The 18276-nt window shown below is 34.3% G+C and carries 19 protein-coding genes; 1 reads left to right on the top strand and 18 read right to left on the bottom strand.

The genetic code is table 11. The features are described from left to right. Positions 1-188 precede the first annotated feature (188 nt). The 6 genes from BXY41_RS25960 to BXY41_RS25935 form a co-directional block, all read right to left on the bottom strand. Positions 189-653, bottom strand: a complete 465-nt coding sequence (locus tag BXY41_RS25960; RefSeq protein WP_104439779.1) for a PDDEXK family nuclease — start codon at positions 651-653, stop codon at positions 189-191. 52 nt (positions 654-705) lie between these two features. Continuing rightward, on the bottom strand, positions 706-1512 hold the full coding sequence (locus BXY41_RS25955; protein ID WP_104439778.1) for a hypothetical protein: 807 nt from the start codon (positions 1510-1512) through the stop codon (positions 706-708). A gap of 64 nt (positions 1513-1576) precedes the next feature. Beyond that, on the bottom strand, positions 1577-1777 hold the full coding sequence (locus tag BXY41_RS25950; RefSeq protein WP_104439777.1) for a hypothetical protein: 201 nt from the start codon (positions 1775-1777) through the stop codon (positions 1577-1579). Positions 1778-1839: 62 nt separating this feature from the next. Next, complete coding sequence (locus BXY41_RS25945; RefSeq protein ID WP_104439776.1) at positions 1840-2271, bottom strand: hypothetical protein; 432 nt, start codon at positions 2269-2271, stop codon at positions 1840-1842. A gap of 172 nt (positions 2272-2443) precedes the next feature. Continuing rightward, positions 2444-2659, bottom strand: coding sequence for a helix-turn-helix domain-containing protein (locus BXY41_RS25940; RefSeq protein ID WP_104439775.1), 216 nt, complete (start codon positions 2657-2659; stop codon positions 2444-2446). A gap of 11 nt (positions 2660-2670) precedes the next feature. Next, entirely contained in the window at positions 2671-2928 is a 258-nt protein-coding gene (locus BXY41_RS25935; protein WP_104439774.1) for a hypothetical protein, read from the bottom strand. Positions 2929-3209: 281 nt separating this feature from the next. On the opposite strand from BXY41_RS25935, the gene BXY41_RS25930 reads away from it, so the two are divergent. After that, entirely contained in the window at positions 3210-4679 is a 1470-nt protein-coding gene (locus BXY41_RS25930; RefSeq protein WP_242980418.1) for an IS1182 family transposase, read from the top strand. Between the two features lie 59 nt (positions 4680-4738). On the opposite strand, the gene BXY41_RS27305 is transcribed toward BXY41_RS25930, so the two are convergent. The 12 genes from BXY41_RS27305 to BXY41_RS25865 form a co-directional block, all read right to left on the bottom strand. Further along, entirely contained in the window at positions 4739-5815 is a 1077-nt protein-coding gene (locus tag BXY41_RS27305) for a toll/interleukin-1 receptor domain-containing protein (RefSeq protein WP_242980417.1), read from the bottom strand. A 360-nt stretch (positions 5816-6175) separates the two neighbouring features. Continuing rightward, a complete protein-coding gene (locus BXY41_RS25920; RefSeq protein WP_146088596.1) occupies positions 6176-6844 on the bottom strand; it encodes a hypothetical protein in 669 nt (222 codons plus the stop codon). 401 nt (positions 6845-7245) lie between these two features. Next, positions 7246-7626 (bottom strand): hypothetical protein, encoded by a 381-nt coding sequence (locus BXY41_RS25915; RefSeq protein WP_104439772.1) that lies wholly within the window; start codon positions 7624-7626, stop codon positions 7246-7248. Between the two features lie 285 nt (positions 7627-7911). Beyond that, the gene (locus BXY41_RS25910; RefSeq protein ID WP_104439771.1) at positions 7912-8916 is read right to left on the bottom strand and encodes a hypothetical protein; all 1005 of its coding nucleotides are present in this window, start codon (positions 8914-8916) and stop codon (positions 7912-7914) included. A 26-nt stretch (positions 8917-8942) separates the two neighbouring features. After that, positions 8943-9800: a hypothetical protein gene (locus tag BXY41_RS25905; protein ID WP_104439770.1), complete on the bottom strand. Its 858-nt coding sequence runs from the start codon at positions 9798-9800 to the stop codon at positions 8943-8945. 111 nt (positions 9801-9911) lie between these two features. Continuing rightward, on the bottom strand, positions 9912-10247 hold the full coding sequence (locus BXY41_RS25900) for a hypothetical protein (RefSeq protein WP_104439769.1): 336 nt from the start codon (positions 10245-10247) through the stop codon (positions 9912-9914). A gap of 431 nt (positions 10248-10678) precedes the next feature. After that, positions 10679-10852 (bottom strand): hypothetical protein, encoded by a 174-nt coding sequence (locus BXY41_RS27300; RefSeq protein WP_242980415.1) that lies wholly within the window; start codon positions 10850-10852, stop codon positions 10679-10681. Beyond that, complete coding sequence (locus BXY41_RS25890) at positions 10836-11228, bottom strand: HU family DNA-binding protein (RefSeq protein ID WP_104439768.1); 393 nt, start codon at positions 11226-11228, stop codon at positions 10836-10838. Before BXY41_RS25890 ends, BXY41_RS27300 begins: the two co-directional genes overlap by 17 nt. 593 nt (positions 11229-11821) lie before the next feature. Then, a complete protein-coding gene (locus BXY41_RS25885) occupies positions 11822-12223 on the bottom strand; it encodes a hypothetical protein (protein WP_104439767.1) in 402 nt (133 codons plus the stop codon). Positions 12224-12660: 437 nt separating this feature from the next. After that, positions 12661-13326, bottom strand: coding sequence for a hypothetical protein (locus tag BXY41_RS25875; RefSeq protein ID WP_104439765.1), 666 nt, complete (start codon positions 13324-13326; stop codon positions 12661-12663). 312 nt (positions 13327-13638) lie between these two features. Further along, positions 13639-15756 carry a hypothetical protein gene (locus tag BXY41_RS25870; RefSeq protein ID WP_104439764.1) on the bottom strand — a complete coding sequence of 706 codons (2118 nt, stop codon included), beginning with the start codon at positions 15754-15756 and terminating at the stop codon, positions 13639-13641. Continuing rightward, entirely contained in the window at positions 15746-18043 is a 2298-nt protein-coding gene (locus BXY41_RS25865) for an efflux RND transporter permease subunit (protein WP_104439763.1), read from the bottom strand. Before BXY41_RS25865 ends, BXY41_RS25870 begins: the two co-directional genes overlap by 11 nt. Positions 18044-18276 lie beyond the last annotated feature (233 nt).

The following is an 18276-nucleotide window of genomic DNA, read 5'->3' as shown; positions in this document are numbered from 1 at the left end:
CCAGATCGTTGTAGAAAACTAAAAACACGGTAAAGATACCGCCGCCCCAATCGGGCGGCGAACTTATTGACCTGGACTGGTTATTTACCATTTACTCCTTTCCCGACACCAAGTTGATTTATAAATACTATAAAAGGCACTGATTTATTATTGTTCAATGCCCTCTTACTATCCATAAATATTTAGTTTTATTTAAATCTATCAAAATTCGTTGCAATATATTTTTCAAACCTAGGATAAACATACTCTTTCTTTTCACCTATTGATTTGTCTATTTTGTTGCCATTGAACCATATACTTCTTTTTCCACAGTTTTTCCCATTTTTGTTTGTGACGCACTCTTTCAAAAATTCTTCAGATGACAGTATCCACATAGTTTCAAGCCTTTCTGAATAAAAAAGAAAATAATAATTGTCTCTATGCTCATGGATTAATGCAGCAAACAGGGCAGCATCTCCATCTGCGACTTCTTTTGATCTTGCTTTAATCTGAATTTCTATATATGTACCATCACTTTTTCTTATAACAACATCAATACCGTCATCATCGACAAGTGGCACATAGCAATCCAAACCTTCTTTTAACATCAGGCCTATTAAATAATACTCCATTCTTTTACCGAATCCTGCGCTATGTCTAAATGTATTTCCCATTTTTCTCCTTCGAATCTTAGATTTCATTTAAAAATAATTAAGCGCTACTCTTTTAATTTTCGTCAAGGTTGTCTACGACACTCTTTATACACTCTCCTAATTTCACGAGTAAATCTATACATAAAATGGCTTTTAAAGAATGCTCTTCTGTTCCATAATTTAATTGATCGCCGTGGCAAATCTTATTTCTCAAAGGCTGATGCTCCCATCTGCTTTTACTATCCGATGATGATAATACATCTTCTTTAATGTATTCAACAATAACTTCTTTAATTATATATCCTAAATCCGTGATAAAAGCCATTTGTATAAATTTTCCCTTTTCGCTATCAATGTTAGTCATATTGTATTTATTTGCTAATTTCGCTTTACTTTCATCGTCAATTTCGATATCATTTTTATCAAGGTATCTATAAATATCTATTATCACACCGTACAATTGACACATCATCATAGATGTACATGCATAATAATATTTTTTTCTGTGTAGTTCTACTGCTTCTTCAAATATAGATAGTCTCTCTTTATTGATACAACTAGAGCTGTGCCACTTTTTAAGCATATTGTTTAGGTAGTCATCATTTATATATTTATTAATTATTTTTTGAATATTATTGCTGTTATTCTTGTTCTCTACTATTTCTCTTTTAAAATTTATATTAGTTTCAAGAAATAATGGATACTTTAATTCTCGCAAAGCCATTATGTAACTCGTACCCAACATCATTTCAGGGGCAATTTCTATTTTAGGTATTTTATTATACGTCTCGCGTAATGCCTGTGCGAATTGGGATATTGCAGCAATAGCTCCTTTTATATCAATATAATCATTGTTTAGTTCATTATTATCTTTATTCATACTGTTTCACCCTTCTAAGTTTAAATAGCAATACATAAAATGATCCCATTTTAACTATTACCTACTATGGCCTACCGCCTTGGCAAGCTGGACACTTCCTAAGATGAATATCGGAACCATTTGCTTTATATTGATGTTTACATTCTTGACATACCATTTGATAAAACCACTGTCCGTGATCACTGCCCTTTTCATCAAGTCTTCCTAAATTTTTTTGCTTATTATTGTTTTCATAACCTAGTACTATAGAATAAGACTTCTTCATATTTTACCTCAATATTTTCATTGTAGTAATTTCAGAATAAATGTCGATTTAATTAAAACCAACTATTTATGTTTAACAAAAAAATTATCGTAACTTTGTACTCGCATACCATTCTTTAAGCCTTTATTCGTTGTAAATTGTTTTATTGACTCATTACAATCACTTAGTCTCGCAAGTTCTTCAATTGTCTTTCCAATAAACAGTTTTCCATTATTAGCTCCAGAACTATATGGATCGCATTCATCACAGTAATAATGTAGATCTGGATTTTTACTATAAATGCTATATCTGGTTGCTATATTTTTAGGCTTACATTTTCCATAACAAGCACACTGAAAAGGAATCCTGTTGAGAATACTTACATATTTTTTCATTGCCTGAAATTCTTTTCTATTAGTCATCTCTTGTCTCTTCATCCATTTAAAATAAGAGAAATCATTTCGTATAACCCAACCAACATGTTTATCTTTATATTGTCCGAAACTCATTATCATAAATCATACCCCCAATTTTTATCACCATTATAAGGCATTCAGGAATGTCACTCGATACCTATGATAGCAAGTGAAACGGCCATCTTCTATCTTAACTTCAGCCATCACTTTACTAATATCAACAAAACTTTCGCTCTGCCTCTAGAATCATTAAATCTAGGTACACTACTAATTAACGGAATAATTCCGAATCAAATTCACTACAAAGCCAAGTTATCGTGGTATCCAAATGCATCGCCATTTTCTCTAAAACATCCATCTTAGGGCTTGTAAGATCCTTTTCATAATTTGACAAGGTGGATCTGCTTACGCCTAATAGACCGGCAAGATATTTTTGTGAATAACCCTTTTGTTTTCTTAATGTTTTTAACCTATTTCCGATTTTCATAAAAATCCTTTCTAATTCACAATTCCAGATCCTCCATTATCTTTTTCATGCTTATTATAAGCGGTCTTTTCAGAAGAATTCAAAGGCATATCACCATATGTGCAGGTCATGCTTTTCTTTTCTATTGATTTCATATACTCTCCGCCGCCTGGATAGTCTTTATACTTCCAATCAAGATATTCCTGTGTACCATATCTGGGAGGTTTATTCTTTTGATTGATATATAGGATACCACCAACAATAAATAATAGTCCCAAATATGTACCCATCTTACGCTACCTCCTTAGACAATGTAAATCCAGAGTTTTCAAGTGCCTCTTTCATATTATCATACCATACATGCGGATCGTTTTCATTATAAATCATCTTATTCCCTTCTCATTAAACACGTATTTTATTTAAAATTTAATGATAACAAAAAACTACTAACCAATAATAGTTAGTAGTTCAGACTGTAGACAAAGTCCGGGCTTACGCCACGGACTTTGTTGCTTTTTCTAGTTCGTTTTTGATATAATGGAAGTATCAAACCAGAGGCGGTGAATTACTTATGCTGACACAGAATTCGGATAAAAAACGAGATCAATTGCAGATTTTTTGTATGGATGACTTAGTACCGCAAGATCATCTTTTGAGGTTAGTTGATAGAGCCATTGATTGGAGCTTTATTTATGATCTGGTTCAGGACAAGTATTCTATAGATACTGGGAGACCCAGCATGGATCCGGTTATGCTGATTAAAATTCCTTTCATTCAGTACCTTTATGGGATTAGAAGTATGCGGCAGACTATGAAAGAAATAGAAGTCAATGTTGCTTATCGTTGGTTTCTTGGACTCGAAATGACAGATAAGGTTCCTCACTTTTCAACTTTTGGGAAGAATTATGCAAGACGTTTTCGAGATACTAACCTTTTTGAACAGATTTTTACGCATATACTCGAACAATGTTATAAATTCAGGCTGGTTGATCCAGGAGAAGTTTTTGTGGATGCCACTCATGTAAAAGCCTGTGCTAACAATAAAAAGATGCAGAAACGGATTGCAAAAGAAGAAGCATTATTCTACGAAGAACTTCTGAAAAAAGAAATTAACAAAGATCGTTCCTTGCATGAAAAAAGGCCTTTAAAGGACAAGGACAAAGATGACAGCGGGGATCAGCCTCCGTCTTCGGGAAGTTCTAGTACAGAGCAAAAAACCATAAAAAGCAGCACAACAGATCCTGAGAGCGGCTGGTTTCGAAAGGGAGAACATAAACATGTCTTTGCTTATGCAGTGGAGGCGGCCTGTGATAAAAATGGCTGGATTCTTGGGTATACAGTGAATCCGGGAAATTTGCATGACAGTAGAACTTTTAAAGGTCTTTATGATAAAATTAAAGAGATAGGGATCCGAACCCTGGTGGCAGATGCAGGGTATAAAACCCCAGCAATTGCGAAGCTGTTAATAGATGATGGAATAAATCCACTATTTCCGTATAAGCGTCCTATGACAAAAGAAGGTTTTTTTCGAAAACACGAGTTTGTATATGATGAGTATTATGACTGTTACATTTGTCCAAATAACAAGACATTAAAATATAGTACAACAAACAGGGAAGGATATCGTGAGTATAAGAGCTGTGGTTATATATGTGAAACCTGCCCTTATCTAAAGCAGTGTACAGAAAGTAAGGAACATGTGAAACTGGTGACCCGCCATATCTGGGAGCCGTACATGGAGATGTGTGAAGACATCCGTCAGACACAGGGGATGAAGGAACTTTATGGGCACCGTAAAGAAACGATAGAACGGCTCTTTGGAACAGCAAAGGAAAATCACGGATTCCGATATACGCAGCTGATAGGAAAAGCTCGAATGGAAATGAAGGTCGGGCTTACATTTACGTGCATGAATTTGAAAAAACTAGCAAAAATGCAACAAAGGTTTGGCCTGTTAAAAGTTAATTTAACTTCGTTGGCGTCCGAAATTACAAAAAAACCATATAAACAGAGAAAATCGGTGCTAGGACTTGTGGCCTGACACCGATTTGTCTACAGTCTGAACTACTAACCAATAATAGTTAGTAGTTCAAATTAATATTAATTATTTTTGTAACGCTTGATTAATTCTTTGGCAAGCGAGATAGCTATTTGTTCATCAGAATTTTCATCACTTTTTATTGCTTGGATGTATTGTAGCGCAGGGTATTTATCTTTAAGCTGTTCAAATGTTATATTATGTAACAACGGTAGAATAGTTTTCTGTTTTATTTTATTTTGCCTCTGTAGAAATTCTGACAGTTCGATCTCTGTCCACTCCCTGTCAAAAAAACTTTCGGAAATCACTATTATTGCAAATTCAGATTTTTCTGTACCTGTAAGTATAGTATCTTTCCAATTATCTCCCCACGACAATACATCACTATCATAAAAAATGTTAATTCCTAATCTTTTAATTGTTCTAACCAGATGATCTACATAATTATTTTTATCACGATTTGCATGAGATATAAATACATCATACTCTTTTAATTTTTTATCGCTGATGCTTGTCTTTCTCAATGATTCATATTCCTCCTCTTGCTCTTCGTATGTCCTAGCAGAGTTGTTGATTTGAATATTATAAGGCTTACTATCTGCCCACATTATTTTTATATACTCCTTATCCACTAATTCACGAAGCAAACTTCGGAGTATTTCACATTCTTTTAAAGAGACACATTTCTCAAATCGTTCACTAAGCATTTTACTTGGATTTTCCGAATCTATAATCTCTTTAAGAAGTTTTCTGCTATTTTGGGGAAGCCTTTTATAATTTTCTCTTATTACAACTGGTTCACTTACCTCTTGGTGCTTCTCAGTAATTTCATTATCATCTATCGACTTTAAGTCATTTAAAACAGCTCTTAATAATCCCATCATTTTGTCATAATCTGCAATTTTATTTTTATTATGGAGTATAACCGTGTTAATATCATCGTATAGGGGATGATCTACTAAATTCCTCTTTGTATAAATTTTAATACTACTCATCCACTCTTGCATGCTAGTAAGCATATCACCAGATAGGTCGGCAACTCTATTCTTTGTCAGATCGTCATGTCGTTGCCAATGCTCTTTATAAAGTTTTATTCCGGTATTGATAAATTGTTCAATTGCATATGCCTTTTTATCCATAATCATTCCCCACTTTGCTTCTGCTCATAATAACTTATTTTATCTTAATTGTTAATAACAATCAATAGTGAAATTATTCTTTCGATAGCAGAGTCGCTCATTTACATAATTGATAGAGAAATGTCTAATTTGCATAAAAGCAAACATGTCTTTTATCGAGACGTACATATAGTCTGCTCCACCGCATTAGATCGTCGTAAAGATCCTCTAATACTTCATCTACTTTCTTCTTACTTTCTCTTCTCTCAATATCGCTTGATACCACTGAAAAATAAAACGACATTTTGTCTCCTTTTCTATTAAAGACTGCTTTTATGATAGTAAAAAACCAACTACTTTTCATAGTAGTTGGTAGACATATTAATTATTCAATTGTCTTGCTAAAATATATCTTTTCAATTCCTTTTGGTTAAAATTTCCTTCTCCATTCAAATCTTTTTCCCACTCTTCGCAATATTGGATTACAGAAGGTGAAATCAAGAAATCAATATTGTTCAACAGCAAAGAACTTATAAATAATGAAGATGTATTCTCATTGTTATCCACTGCATATAGATTCCAACAATTATTAATAAAAGGATCAACAACCTTAAAAACAAACTCTAGTGTTTCTATTAAAGCATTTTTTGACTTATCCATTATACCAAAATGTTGCAAACCATTTCTTAATTTACCAAATGAAACAAATCTATCTATATCTGGCATCGTTATACCTGTTGTTGCCCATAAAATGGTTGGGATTTTGTTCCAATCAATTGTCCTCCCCTTATCAAGCAATCTTTCTATGCTTAGTGGGTTGCAAATACCTTTTTTATATTCTGGTAATTGATCAAAAATAAGCAATGGATGTTCTTCTGCAATTCTGGATTTAAAAATAATTTCTGCTGCATGTGCTGCTTGTATAATTGCCAATTCATTCATTAAAGGACTAGACCCATCATGAAATGCTGCGTGTCTATTTGCACTAGCTAATGCAGCTAATCCAATTTCTTTCATACTCTTAGATATATCTAGTAATTGACTGCTCATAACTACCCTCTGTACACATTTTGTTTCAATTATATTATAATAATTCATTTATTTCAATAAAATGTAAATTTAATCAAGGCTTCCTCATAATCTCCGGTGACTCAATATCATAAGTGGAATCAACAAATACACAAAGCAAAAACCCCAGAAACCCTTATATCATCAGTTTTCTGAGGCTTTCATAAGAGAGGCGACAACCAGATTTTTATTTGAACATCACCAGAACCCGCATAACATAATTAAATAGATTGGAGCATATCTGTAGTTGCTGACCGTCTTGCTTGTATAATAAATATAATTGATCAGAGTTTCTATTTCGTCATCATTTATTATCTGCTTACTTCGCTGCCTTCTCTTACAACGAATATATGAAACCTCCACGAATTCCATAGGATTAACAGTTATATATTTCTGTTCCTTTGCTCACTTATAGTTTGGTTATACAAATGATTCTTGACCGTACTTTCATATTTTAAATACGAAGTGTCCCTTATGCTCCCATAGATAAAATTCTTCATTGTAAACTCCACCATGTCGTGCAAAGCAGGAACACCTTGGTTAATTTTATCTGGCACAACAAGACCTCTAAATAACGCAATCTCAAGTTTATTTTTAGAAATAACCTCTTCTTCTGTCTTTCCATATACAGGGTATCTCTTGCCCGTTTTGCTGTGTTTAATCGGAACTGTAATATAAAAATCATTTCTGCTTTCTCTAAATCCAATTTTAGGCAATATTGAAATATCTGTATTTTCTTCTTTAATATCATAAAAAAGAGACAACAGATCACTCTTTGTAATATTTCCGTTTTTAACAAGTACCTGTAAAAACTCTTTTGTAGAATTATTGTTTCCCGTATTTCATCACCTACTGGTATATTCCTATATTTTCCATGTTTGTATAAGAAATATAACATATATTCCTCTGAAATAGATTTCCAATTATTACCTATTGCACATTTATATGTAAAAAGCCAGCACTATCGAGAGTGATAGGCTGACTTCTATTTTCCGGGTACTAGATTACTTATAGTACCTTATGAAAAGGTAATTTTATTTTTGGTAACATTATGACATATTGTTTATAATAAAATCACAAGCGCCAGTTATGTTTACTATAATTGTTGAAATTAATAAAATTATAGAGACAATATCAAATCCATGTTTAAAATCATCTTTATATAAAATATCGTTTATATTTATCAATGATTCTAAATCAGAAACTTTATCTTTATTAAAGTTTTTAATTTTCATTTCAATCTCTTTCATTAAATTTTCTTTCCACATAATTAATATTCGTTTAAGAAAAGCGTAGGGCACAATAAAAATAGCTATAAATGTTCCAATTCCAAATAATAATGTTATACCTCCAATTACTACTGCATAAAGTTTTTGTTTTATTTCTACGTTAGTACTAATTAAGTTTAAGATTAAATAGCCACATATAGAATAAAGCAAAGATACAATTAAGAAAACATATGCATTATTATTTGAAAATGAAATCAAGAACTGAAATCCATAAGTTGAAGATGGTATGTATTTATTACATTTAAATTTCTTTGTTCCTGCAAAGTTTGAAAGATAACGTAAATAGATTACATAAGATATACAAAAGTAGTAACTTGCTCCATTTAAAACCATTGAAAGTATAAAAATCACCAAGCTATATGCCCCAAAAATATTATATAAGTAAAAATGTGTTCTGTGTGCAATACTTATAACTGCTATAATACTTAAAATCCATATTACTATAAAGCTTGCCTTGTATATATTGAATCTTTTTTTTAAATAAAAAAAATCCTTTTTTTCGGTATAAAACGATTCATAAGAAACATCTTTAAAGCAACAGCCAAGTAATTCAAATTTATGGCAGAATTTAGGAGCATAATAAATCCAAAGATATATAATAATAAGAATTAAAAAATCAAAAATCAATAAATGCCAGTTACTTAAAATATCTTCATAGTATATAATAAACGGCATAACATAAAGAACGCATAAGAATAAAAAGAATAATTTTGTCTTTTTTTCTCTGATATTTATTCTTTCATTTATAAATTCAAAAACTTCCATTAACTCTCCTCCTAAATAAGATTACATTAGAAAAATTTTTCATATGACGAATATACAACTTCAGCCCCTTCTTTAAAATACATCTTATATAGCTTTTTAATATACGTAACTAATAATGTAAAATACGAAATAATAAAAAAGGAATGAGAAGCTAAATTATAACTATTTAAATTAAATTCTTCTATTTTTTTATAATCATCTTTTATATAAATTAGAGTAATTAGTATAATAGTGCAAAAAAGTAAGAGCATAAAAATGTCCATTATAAAGTGCTTTATCATATAATTGTATTTTTTCTCCTTAAGGCTTTGATTTATCGTTTCTAAATCATTAAATACCAAACTCCAATCTATTTTGTTATCCCCCCAATAACCTAAAATATTCCATAACGCCCCTATTAAACAGCCAGTAGCAACAATAATAGCAATATAATATGAATTATTCATTCCATAATAACGTAGAAAATAGGTGAAAATATAGGCACAAAACACTGAAACCAGCATATAGCTAATTAATCCAACAAAGTGTATAATGGCAGATGTTTTTTTCATATAATTATCGACTATCTCGTATTTTAAATAATTAACATTCTTTATATAACAAGCACATTCATATATACTTTTTAATAAATATCCATTAATAAAAATACTATACAGTAAGTAAATTAACAATGAAATTAAAATAGGGAAAAATATCATTATTAAAATAACATTTGTATCAAAATTACTTTGGGAAAATAAATTACTATAGATAAGAACTCCTTCGATTACAAATAAAGATATAGCCGCTTCAAGAGGTGCCTGAATAAGATTTAACCTAACAATAAAATTAATGCTCTTCATGTTACAGTTTTGCTTAATATATTCGCTTTTATGATATATCATACACTTCCCCCCCATTATCGCTTTTGTCTTTATTTTACCACACCTACATAAGAAAAAAAATAGGCACATGAGATATTTCTATCCAATATGCCTATAATTTAATCGTCAATTTCAATCCGGGCTATACACATTGTTTCCCTTAAACAGAATATCTTTATCCAAATCCATTTGTTCATCACCAACAGTATAATAATTATCGTCATACCAGTTCTTGAAATTGCTGTAGTTCTTCCATTCCTCACAGACTTCACAGACAGAATATTGCTCCTGCCTTAAATGAAATCTTTCATTGTAACAACGGTGAATCATATCATGCCATCTCAAATACGATCTCGACTTACAATCAACCTCCAGGCTTCCACGAAACCCAACTCCGCACATTAAGGGCACTAATTCAGTGTTTATTTTATAAAATACCTCTTTACATTTAATCTTATTGTCATTCATTTGACCTCCTTTTTTATAACTAGAGGTTTAAGAAAATTGCATAGCAAATAGACCCAGTCGCAACCTACGACTGAGTTTTATAAATCCCATTATTCTATATATACTTTTCAATGTCTTTGTCACATGGAAATAGTCGTACTGATCTGCATTGTACATGGTGTACAACTGACACATAGATAAAAATAGAAATATTCTTGAATTCTAGTGTTGTCTATTGTTTACTTCCCGGCAACTAGGAAATACAAAGATTGCTTTACTTATCTTCCCTTAATGGACACCATTGGGGACTTGTCTTTGGAGGTTTATCTACTCCTAGACATTTGGAATAATCCAGATTCTTAAAAGAACGGTGCTTGCAATAATATGTTTTATAAAACAGCCCTTCATCTCTTTTCATAAATTTACATTCAGTACTATGCGGTAGCAATTTTCTATCCATGATTTATCTCCAGATTATTTTCGTCTTCCTTAATTTCTTCGATGGCTATTGCCAGATATCTATTTACAATACCTTCTAATTCACTTTGATCGACCTGACCATAAAGATCATAAATCCCACTCATATTGTGTTCAGTAACAACAACTACCCTATCTTTCAACTCCATTATGTAATCCCTCCTTGCATTCAACGTCTTCCTTTAAACTCTTAATCCCTTTTTTAAGATTCTTATTTAATTTTGCCTTTAGCATCTCCAATAGCCTATGCTTTGTATGGAATCTCATTTTTATATAGGGTGTAACTTCACTATCGTTTGCCCTTGGGAGTCCATAAGATATTGGCGTTACGATATGAGGTTCAATCGTACCTATATCTTCTATGTTTACCTTCTCCCCTTTCATTAATTGCTCATGGCATTCCTCCAAGTACATTTTAATAACACTTCTGATGACCTCTTTGTCGTATATATTATCTGATCTTTTTATAATCAGATCTACGGCTCTCTGCGTTGTCAATCCATAATCATATTTGTTTTGTTTCATGATTTATTACCTCTTTCATTTTATTTTTGTACAATAAAACAGCAGTTTCAATACTTGTGGTATTAGTGCTATTATAATGCCCCTGTGGCGCACCAGAAGGCTCATATTGCCGTTCAACTGTCACTGGTACAGATTTCCTTGTATGGTATTTTTAGGCACTAAAATAAGCCTACAGGCTCATATTTCTACAAGCATATAGACTTATTTAGATGTCCAAATATTTAATTGGTCAATAAGTGGTCAAACTGCTATTGATGACGCTCAAATCATTGATTTTACGTTGTTTTTTAGTAATTAACCGTAGGTTCGATTCCTATCAGATGCACTATAATTATCTGGAATTATTCACCAAAAATCCTTAGCTTATAAGGGTTTTCTTTTGTTTATAGGGGTTTTAGCCAAATTCAGCTGATTTTAATTTATAGACACCTGTCCGGAAACATTCTCTTAAACCATGTATATCCACGTTGTGATACATTTAATACAATTTTTATTATAACGTTGTAAAAAAAGGCCTGTCTGCATTCTTATTATAAGAATATCAGACAAGCCCGTTTTAAATCTATCTCCTATACATAACAGCTGTTGTTCCATCATTCAGCTGCTTTCCTTGCCTCTGATCTGGTATGCAATACCCCTCCCTCGATGATGAACAACCCACTCCTGCTTCTCATTACGGAATAGTATTCCTTTTGATTTCCTGGTAAACCATAGGCGATCTGAACCGTTTTCCAGTTACTCCTGTAAAGATTACCTACCTTTACAACCTCTGGAATACGTTCTGTTCTGCTGACTTCCACCATATTTCTATTATGTATCATATCAATGTAATTGTAACTGGTCACGGTTATTGATAAAATCAGCCCCATGAGTAAAAAACCAGACAGACCGGTAAGCATCATCCAATCTTTTCCCAGAAAGAATAAAACAAAAAGCAAAAGCATAATCACTAAATACAACACTCCATAAACTGTAATCCCAACAATATTTGTCATATAGTTACCCCCAGGATACAAAAAGAATTATACCATGAATCAATGGATATCTGATTGAATTATACCATATAATTTCTTAAAATAACAGATATATGTTGTATTTATATTGTTCTGTCTATCTTTTCAAGGCAAATGGCGTTATATATTCGGAGCAATACATAAAATATAATAATGATTTTACTTATTCCACCTAAGGCAATTTGCCAAAAAAAGCAACTATTATAGCTGAAATAACAAGTAGTATGGAAAAGATATATTTATAGTTCTTCTTTATATTGAGCAGCCATATTAAACAAATTAAACTCGTTACGATAACAATGTATACGGCCAGCATTTGCAAAAGACTGTTGTACAATTTATAATGATTGGCACTCCACATAATGATTGTAAAAACCGTAAATACAATCATGGAAACAGCTTTTTTAATTTTTTTCATATCAGTATGTACGAACCGACGTTACCTGATGTGTAATTTTATACACTTGTCGTCTCCCCATTCTGGTTCTGTAGTATTTTACGGTTTTTATGGATAATTTTAACCCATGATTAGAATCATTGGGAATAAGTAAAGTGCCGCCCCCTACAATTGTGCTGATTGTGCCAGTTATACCACCAGCGATTTGTGCCCCTGGAACTTTTGTCAGAATTAAACCAACAACTCCTGCTACAGTGGCCGTTGTACCTATTGTATCTCTAATTTCTGCATAAGAAATATATTCAGTACTATAAGAAGACTCTGATCTTAAAGAAATATCACCTTTGTTGCCACGATTGCTTATATCAATTGTTTTACCCGTAATAGATGAGTAGATTGTATCAGATGACTTATCATATTTTAAATAATTTTCTTTACCTGTCTCCAGGTTTTTAATGGTAACCGTTCTTGTATCATCATCTTCTGCAACGGTTACAAGTTCTGAAGATCCCTGGGACTCTACCAATACTGAAGTATCACCAAGTATTTCTATATTATCTACCAGGTTTTCTGATGAATCACCGGATGTAGATACAATGTCACTTTCCGCCGCCGAGACGGGTGTAATCGATAAAACTGTCACAGTAGTTACAGACAATATTATAGCTAAAGCTTTTTTCAATCTCATATTTTTTCTCCTTATATATAAATTAGTCATCGCTAACTCTTGTGTGAAAATACGGCCGTGTTTTCATTTCTATTATAATTCTTTTAAAATTTTATAACAACATTTTACCCCTTAAGTTATTCTTAAATAAAAGCAGCATGATAGACCATAATTTATAACATATTCGCCCTTTTTCGACACTATTTGGCATATTCCGATATCAGTATTTAGATAATACTTAAGGTTTCTTTAACATACTAAAAAACAGGCGAAGAAAAATATCACATCCATCTTCACCCGTTTCATTATTTTATTCCTTTTGCTTTGGTTCTCTTAACTAAAAATCCCCGTAACTGCATTCCACATCTTTGCAAATACATTCTTCACCCGCTGCCATACTCCCACATCCACAGGCGCCGGCTCTATATCTACCGCATTGGTATTTACATCATCTTCTGATATTTCCTGTGACCTTAAGATAATCTGGATACTGGAAGGAGTCTGGTTCTTATCCGATGTAAAGGAAACCATCTTATCATCTAAATTCATTTCCAGCAGATTGCTGTCGTCGGCAATCTTATCCAGCTTCTCATCCAGACTGTTTCTGATACTCTCATTGGCTCCTTTTAGCTTATTTGTGGTGGAGGAAGTATCCGCCGCCTTTTCCAGAATATCAATCAATCCGTTTAAAGTATCTTTTGTACCGCCTTCCAATGCTGCCCGATTGTTTTTTATGGTGTTTTGAACACTGCGGAACAGGGAAATCACCTGGTTGGTTGCAGAACTGATCTGTTCTACAGAAGCTGCGGTGTCATCAAGCATTAAATCAAAGGCTGCCTTATTATCATTTTTTGTTTTATTTAAACTAACCACATCTCCAATTGTTGTATCGATATCGTAAGTAATAGATGCAAGCTTACTTACGACTGCTTTACTGTCTTTTACTCCTCCCTGCACATCAATTCCGGAAATTGTATAACGAACACTGGATAAGATGTTGTTCATGGAGTTTAAGATTTTTGATAATACAGCTGCTGTCTGTACCAGTGCAGCCGCATTGGGGTTGCTCATACCGGAAGCCGCAACCGACTGAAGCTGGGCACGGAGCTTGGCTACCGCATCTGCCCCCAGGGAAAACTCCAGGTCATCAAGAACATCATTCATATCACTCATAAGCTGCTGCATACTTTCAGCCTGTTTCTTAAGATCTTCTGCACTTAAAGCCTGAGATGGGGAAGCAGTGGAGCCAAGCTTCTTTAAAACGCTCTGAATCGCATCAAGCTGCTGCTCAATATCTTTAATCTCACCTGTAATCTGATCTGCATCAGACTCCTCCAGGCCGCTCTGCAGATCTCCCAGGGAATCTTTTAAATCTCTTAAGGATGAAGATAAATTATAGAAATCTTCCCCGGAATCCTGAAGTGTTTCCACCAAAGTATTAACTTTGTTATTTACATCATCAAGTCCCTGCTTATTGGCCATAATGTCCGGTGCAAGCTGGCTGATCTTCTGATTGGCAGCTTCCAGACTGTCTATACTTGCATCTGTTTTTGAGATTATTTCATCCTTTGATGCATCGAAGTTTTCTCTTGCTCCCTGCAGCTGGCTCAGCCCCTTTTTCGTAACATCCATACCATTGCTGATGTTGTGCAGCGTATCCAGCATTTCATTCATACCATCAAGGAGCTCGTCTGCTGAATCCTTAAACGTATCCTTTGCCTCTTTCACATCAGCGATATCACTGATCTGATCCAGGGTTCCCGGAACCATCATCATAATTACTCCGCTGGATTCAAAATCGTGGGAACTTATTTCAATATGAAATGTCTTTTCCTGACCTGGAACAGCTGCAAAAAGAACAGCCTTATAAGTACCCAGAGACTGGATCTGGGCTCCGGGGGCTTCAACGGAATTGACATCTTCCATATCCACCAATGTCGCAACCTGTAAAAGCATGTTGTTCTGATAATATATATTGGCATTCTTATTGGGAATGCAGTGAACGTCTATTTCTACCAGCCCATCCGCATGTAAAAGATCCTGGGCTTCTTTTGGTATTCCATTTAGTTTATAGGAGATATCAAAATCCCATGGAAGAACCACTTCTCCGTTATTTAACTGGCATTCATAATAGAAACGTTCCTTTGTATCATCAGGAAGCTGCCAGGTCACTGTGTCTCCATCTACAGCTGGCTGGGCATAATTTGACATATTGGTAATATCCTTATAAGTTCCATAATCAGAAAAGGAACGGATTCCATTTAATGTGACTCCTTTTACCACGCTGCTGTCAGTCTCTTTTCCGTAATAGTCCAGATTTACATATAGTGTTTCGTCCACAGATACGGCTGGCGGGCCGGCGTAAATAGTTCCAGCCATATTAATACTGATCATTGAAGTGATGAGTGTCGCTGCTGTCAGCCGATATACTGCGCTCCATTTACTTTTCATTGTTTTTCACTTCCTCCTGTTCCTGCTTTTTATCATCTGTCTTTGTTCTCTGTCCACCTTCTGCATTACCGGCTTTTGATTGTTCCGCTTCCAGCAAAGATTTCTTCTTTTCAATTCTGTTCGCTTTGAACGCTTTTTTCTTTTCAATTACGGCCAGATGAGAAGCAATGATCTTTTGTCGTTTTCCATCCTCCCACATTAGGACAGGATCTGCCAGGGTTAAAAGCACCGGCAGCAGGAACAGCACCATAATTACACTGATAAAGGCTCCACGTCCGATTAAGTGCCCCAGACCTGCTATCGCAGATACAGAAGAAATAAAATAAAGCCCATATCCAACTATGGTTAAAATAGTCCCGGAAGTCAGGATGGAAAGTGCACTTTTAGAAATGGTGTGCTTAATAGCCCTTGCCTTTTCCGGATACTTTTTCTTTATATCCATATAGTTATTGGTCATCAGAATGGAGTAATCCACTGTTGCTCCCAATTGAAGACAGCTGACAATGATATATCCAAGATATAAGATGTCCTCACCTGTAAAATAAGGAATTGCAAAATTGATAAATACAGCAACTTCAATGGGGATTAAAACAATAACAGGAATAATCAGAGAACGGAAGGTAACCATAACCACCAGACCCACACCCAGGATGGAAAGAATATTTACAAAATTATAATCTTCCGTAATGATTGACCTGATATTCTGGGTAGATGGAATCACCCCTGTTATATAAGCGCCCTCTGGATAATACTGATTTACGATAGCTGTAATTTCATCCGAACACTGGAATGCAAAATCACTTTCATCCGAAGATTTTACATAGATCATAATTCTGCTGTAATCTTTTGTATGCAGCAGGCTCGTTATGCTCTTTGGTATAATCGTTTCCGGTATTCCTTCTGGTAAGGTACCGGCCAGAGAAGTTGCCGATCTTACATAATCCAGATCCTTCAGTGTATCTGTTAAATTCTTTTCCGTCACCATGTTTGTGTTCGGAACAACTGCAAGAATTAAATTACTCTTTCCAAACCGGCTGTTAATCTGCTGTTCGTCATTATATACTCTGGTACCCGGGCTTGACCCCAGTGCACCATTTCCGAATGTAAATGAATTCATGTTCTGGGCTATAAAAGCCGGTATAACAAGGAGTGCGATTGCAGTCAAAACTCCGTAGCGCACTTTATGTACAAGAATTCCAAGTCCATGGAAGGACGGCATAAAAGAACGATGCTCTGTTTTTTTGATTCTGTCTCCCCATCGAAGCAGCAGGGAAGGCATTAAAAACAAAACCGTAGCGAGGCTGATTACAATTCCTTTTGCCAGAACAAATCCCAAATCGTATCCAATGGAAAAGCGCATCAGCATCAAAACCAGAAAGCCGATAATGGTTGTTGCGCCACTTGCGAGAATGGATGGAATGGATTTGTGAAGCGCATTGGTAATTGCCGTTACCGGATCGTCTCCTTTTTCCCGCTCCTTTGTAAAACTGTCCAGAAGGAAAACCGAATAATCCATGGCTACTGCCAGCTGTAAGATAGCAGCCACACTGAACGTGATAAATGATATGGTACCAATCATCAGGTTGGTTCCCATATTAATGATGATTGCAATCCCCATAATCATCAGAAACAAAAATGGTTCAAACCAGGAAGTTGTTGTTGCGCACAATACCAGTGCAATCATTACCACTCCCATAGCCATGGCAATACTGATCTCTCTGGTAAGGGTCTCATTTAACGATTTGTTCTGAACTGCTGATCCCATGAAATAGCCTTTGTCACCTGTCATCTTCTGCATCTGGCCGATTGCAGACTTGGTGAGACTGCTGGAATCCCCTTCTTTAAAAATGATATCCATAACAGCATAATTATCTTTATAGTAATCCTGGATATCATCATAATTAATAAATATGTTCGCTTTATAGACATCGGTGGTGGTATCTGCCCACATCACCATATCCACACCATCTATATCCGCAATCCGGTCCTTATAGGCCTTCGCTTCATATAGAGTTACAGGACCAACCATCACCCTGGCCGTGCCTGGATATCCGAATTCTTCTTCCATTACATTCAGGCCTTTTTTCGCTGGTGCCCAGTCGGGAAGATATTCACTCAGATCATAATTAACATGAACAAAGCAGGCGCAGAAAGCAGATATAATCACTGCCAGCGCAAAGAGTTTTTCAATTCGTCTGCCGTTCTTAACGATCAGTTCTATAAGGCCCGAATGTCTTTTTTTAGGTCTGGTATCATGAAGCTTTTTGTTTTTTTCTTTTGTATTCACTGTCCTCACCCTTTATTCGTCTTTTCAGTGTATACCATAATACCAATTTCCAATTTTGTAATTATACAATCTTTTTAAGTTGAATGATTTTTCGACAAAATTCCAAATATGTCTAAACATGTTGTCATTTTTTATCAACTAATGTATAATGGACTTGATTTTATTGCTTATCTATCTGCATATCTGTTAATCATATCGAATCCCATTTTTCAACTACTGTGCTGTATCTCGCA

It is taken from the genome of Lacrimispora xylanisolvens, assembly GCF_002934545.1.
Lineage (GTDB): Bacteria > Bacillota > Clostridia > Lachnospirales > Lachnospiraceae > Lacrimispora > Lacrimispora xylanisolvens.
This window is presented reverse-complemented; position numbering and strand designations above follow the sequence as displayed.

Bases quoted from the DNA above. Each gene is read 5' to 3' on its own strand.
- BXY41_RS27300 (WP_242980415.1), bottom strand. From the start codon at position 10,852: ATGGAGTTGAAAGATAGGGTAGTTGTTGTTACTGAACACAATATGAGT.
- BXY41_RS25870 (WP_104439764.1), bottom strand. From the start codon at position 15,756: ATGAAAAGTAAATGGAGCGCAGTATATCGGCTGACAGCAGCGACACTC.
- BXY41_RS25910 (WP_104439771.1), bottom strand. From the start codon at position 8,916: ATGGAAGTTTTTGAATTTATAAATGAAAGAATAAATATCAGAGAAAAA.
- BXY41_RS25885 (WP_104439767.1), bottom strand. From the start codon at position 12,223: ATGACAAATATTGTTGGGATTACAGTTTATGGAGTGTTGTATTTAGTG.
- BXY41_RS25935 (WP_104439774.1), bottom strand. From the start codon at position 2,928: ATGGGTACATATTTGGGACTATTATTTATTGTTGGTGGTATCCTATAT.
- BXY41_RS25900 (WP_104439769.1), bottom strand. From the start codon at position 10,247: ATGAATGACAATAAGATTAAATGTAAAGAGGTATTTTATAAAATAAAC.
- BXY41_RS27305 (WP_242980417.1), bottom strand. From the start codon at position 5,815: ATGGATAAAAAGGCATATGCAATTGAACAATTTATCAATACCGGAATA.
- BXY41_RS25960 (WP_104439779.1), bottom strand. From the start codon at position 653: ATGGGAAATACATTTAGACATAGCGCAGGATTCGGTAAAAGAATGGAG.
- BXY41_RS25950 (WP_104439777.1), bottom strand. From the start codon at position 1,777: ATGAAGAAGTCTTATTCTATAGTACTAGGTTATGAAAACAATAATAAG.
- BXY41_RS25930 (WP_242980418.1), top strand. From the start codon at position 3,210: ATGCTGACACAGAATTCGGATAAAAAACGAGATCAATTGCAGATTTTT.
- BXY41_RS25920 (WP_146088596.1), bottom strand. From the start codon at position 6,844: ATGAGCAGTCAATTACTAGATATATCTAAGAGTATGAAAGAAATTGGA.
- BXY41_RS25940 (WP_104439775.1), bottom strand. From the start codon at position 2,659: ATGAAAATCGGAAATAGGTTAAAAACATTAAGAAAACAAAAGGGTTAT.
- BXY41_RS25875 (WP_104439765.1), bottom strand. From the start codon at position 13,326: ATGAGATTGAAAAAAGCTTTAGCTATAATATTGTCTGTAACTACTGTG.
- BXY41_RS25955 (WP_104439778.1), bottom strand. From the start codon at position 1,512: ATGAATAAAGATAATAATGAACTAAACAATGATTATATTGATATAAAA.
- BXY41_RS25890 (WP_104439768.1), bottom strand. From the start codon at position 11,228: ATGAAACAAAACAAATATGATTATGGATTGACAACGCAGAGAGCCGTA.
- BXY41_RS25905 (WP_104439770.1), bottom strand. From the start codon at position 9,800: ATGATATATCATAAAAGCGAATATATTAAGCAAAACTGTAACATGAAG.
- BXY41_RS25945 (WP_104439776.1), bottom strand. From the start codon at position 2,271: ATGATAATGAGTTTCGGACAATATAAAGATAAACATGTTGGTTGGGTT.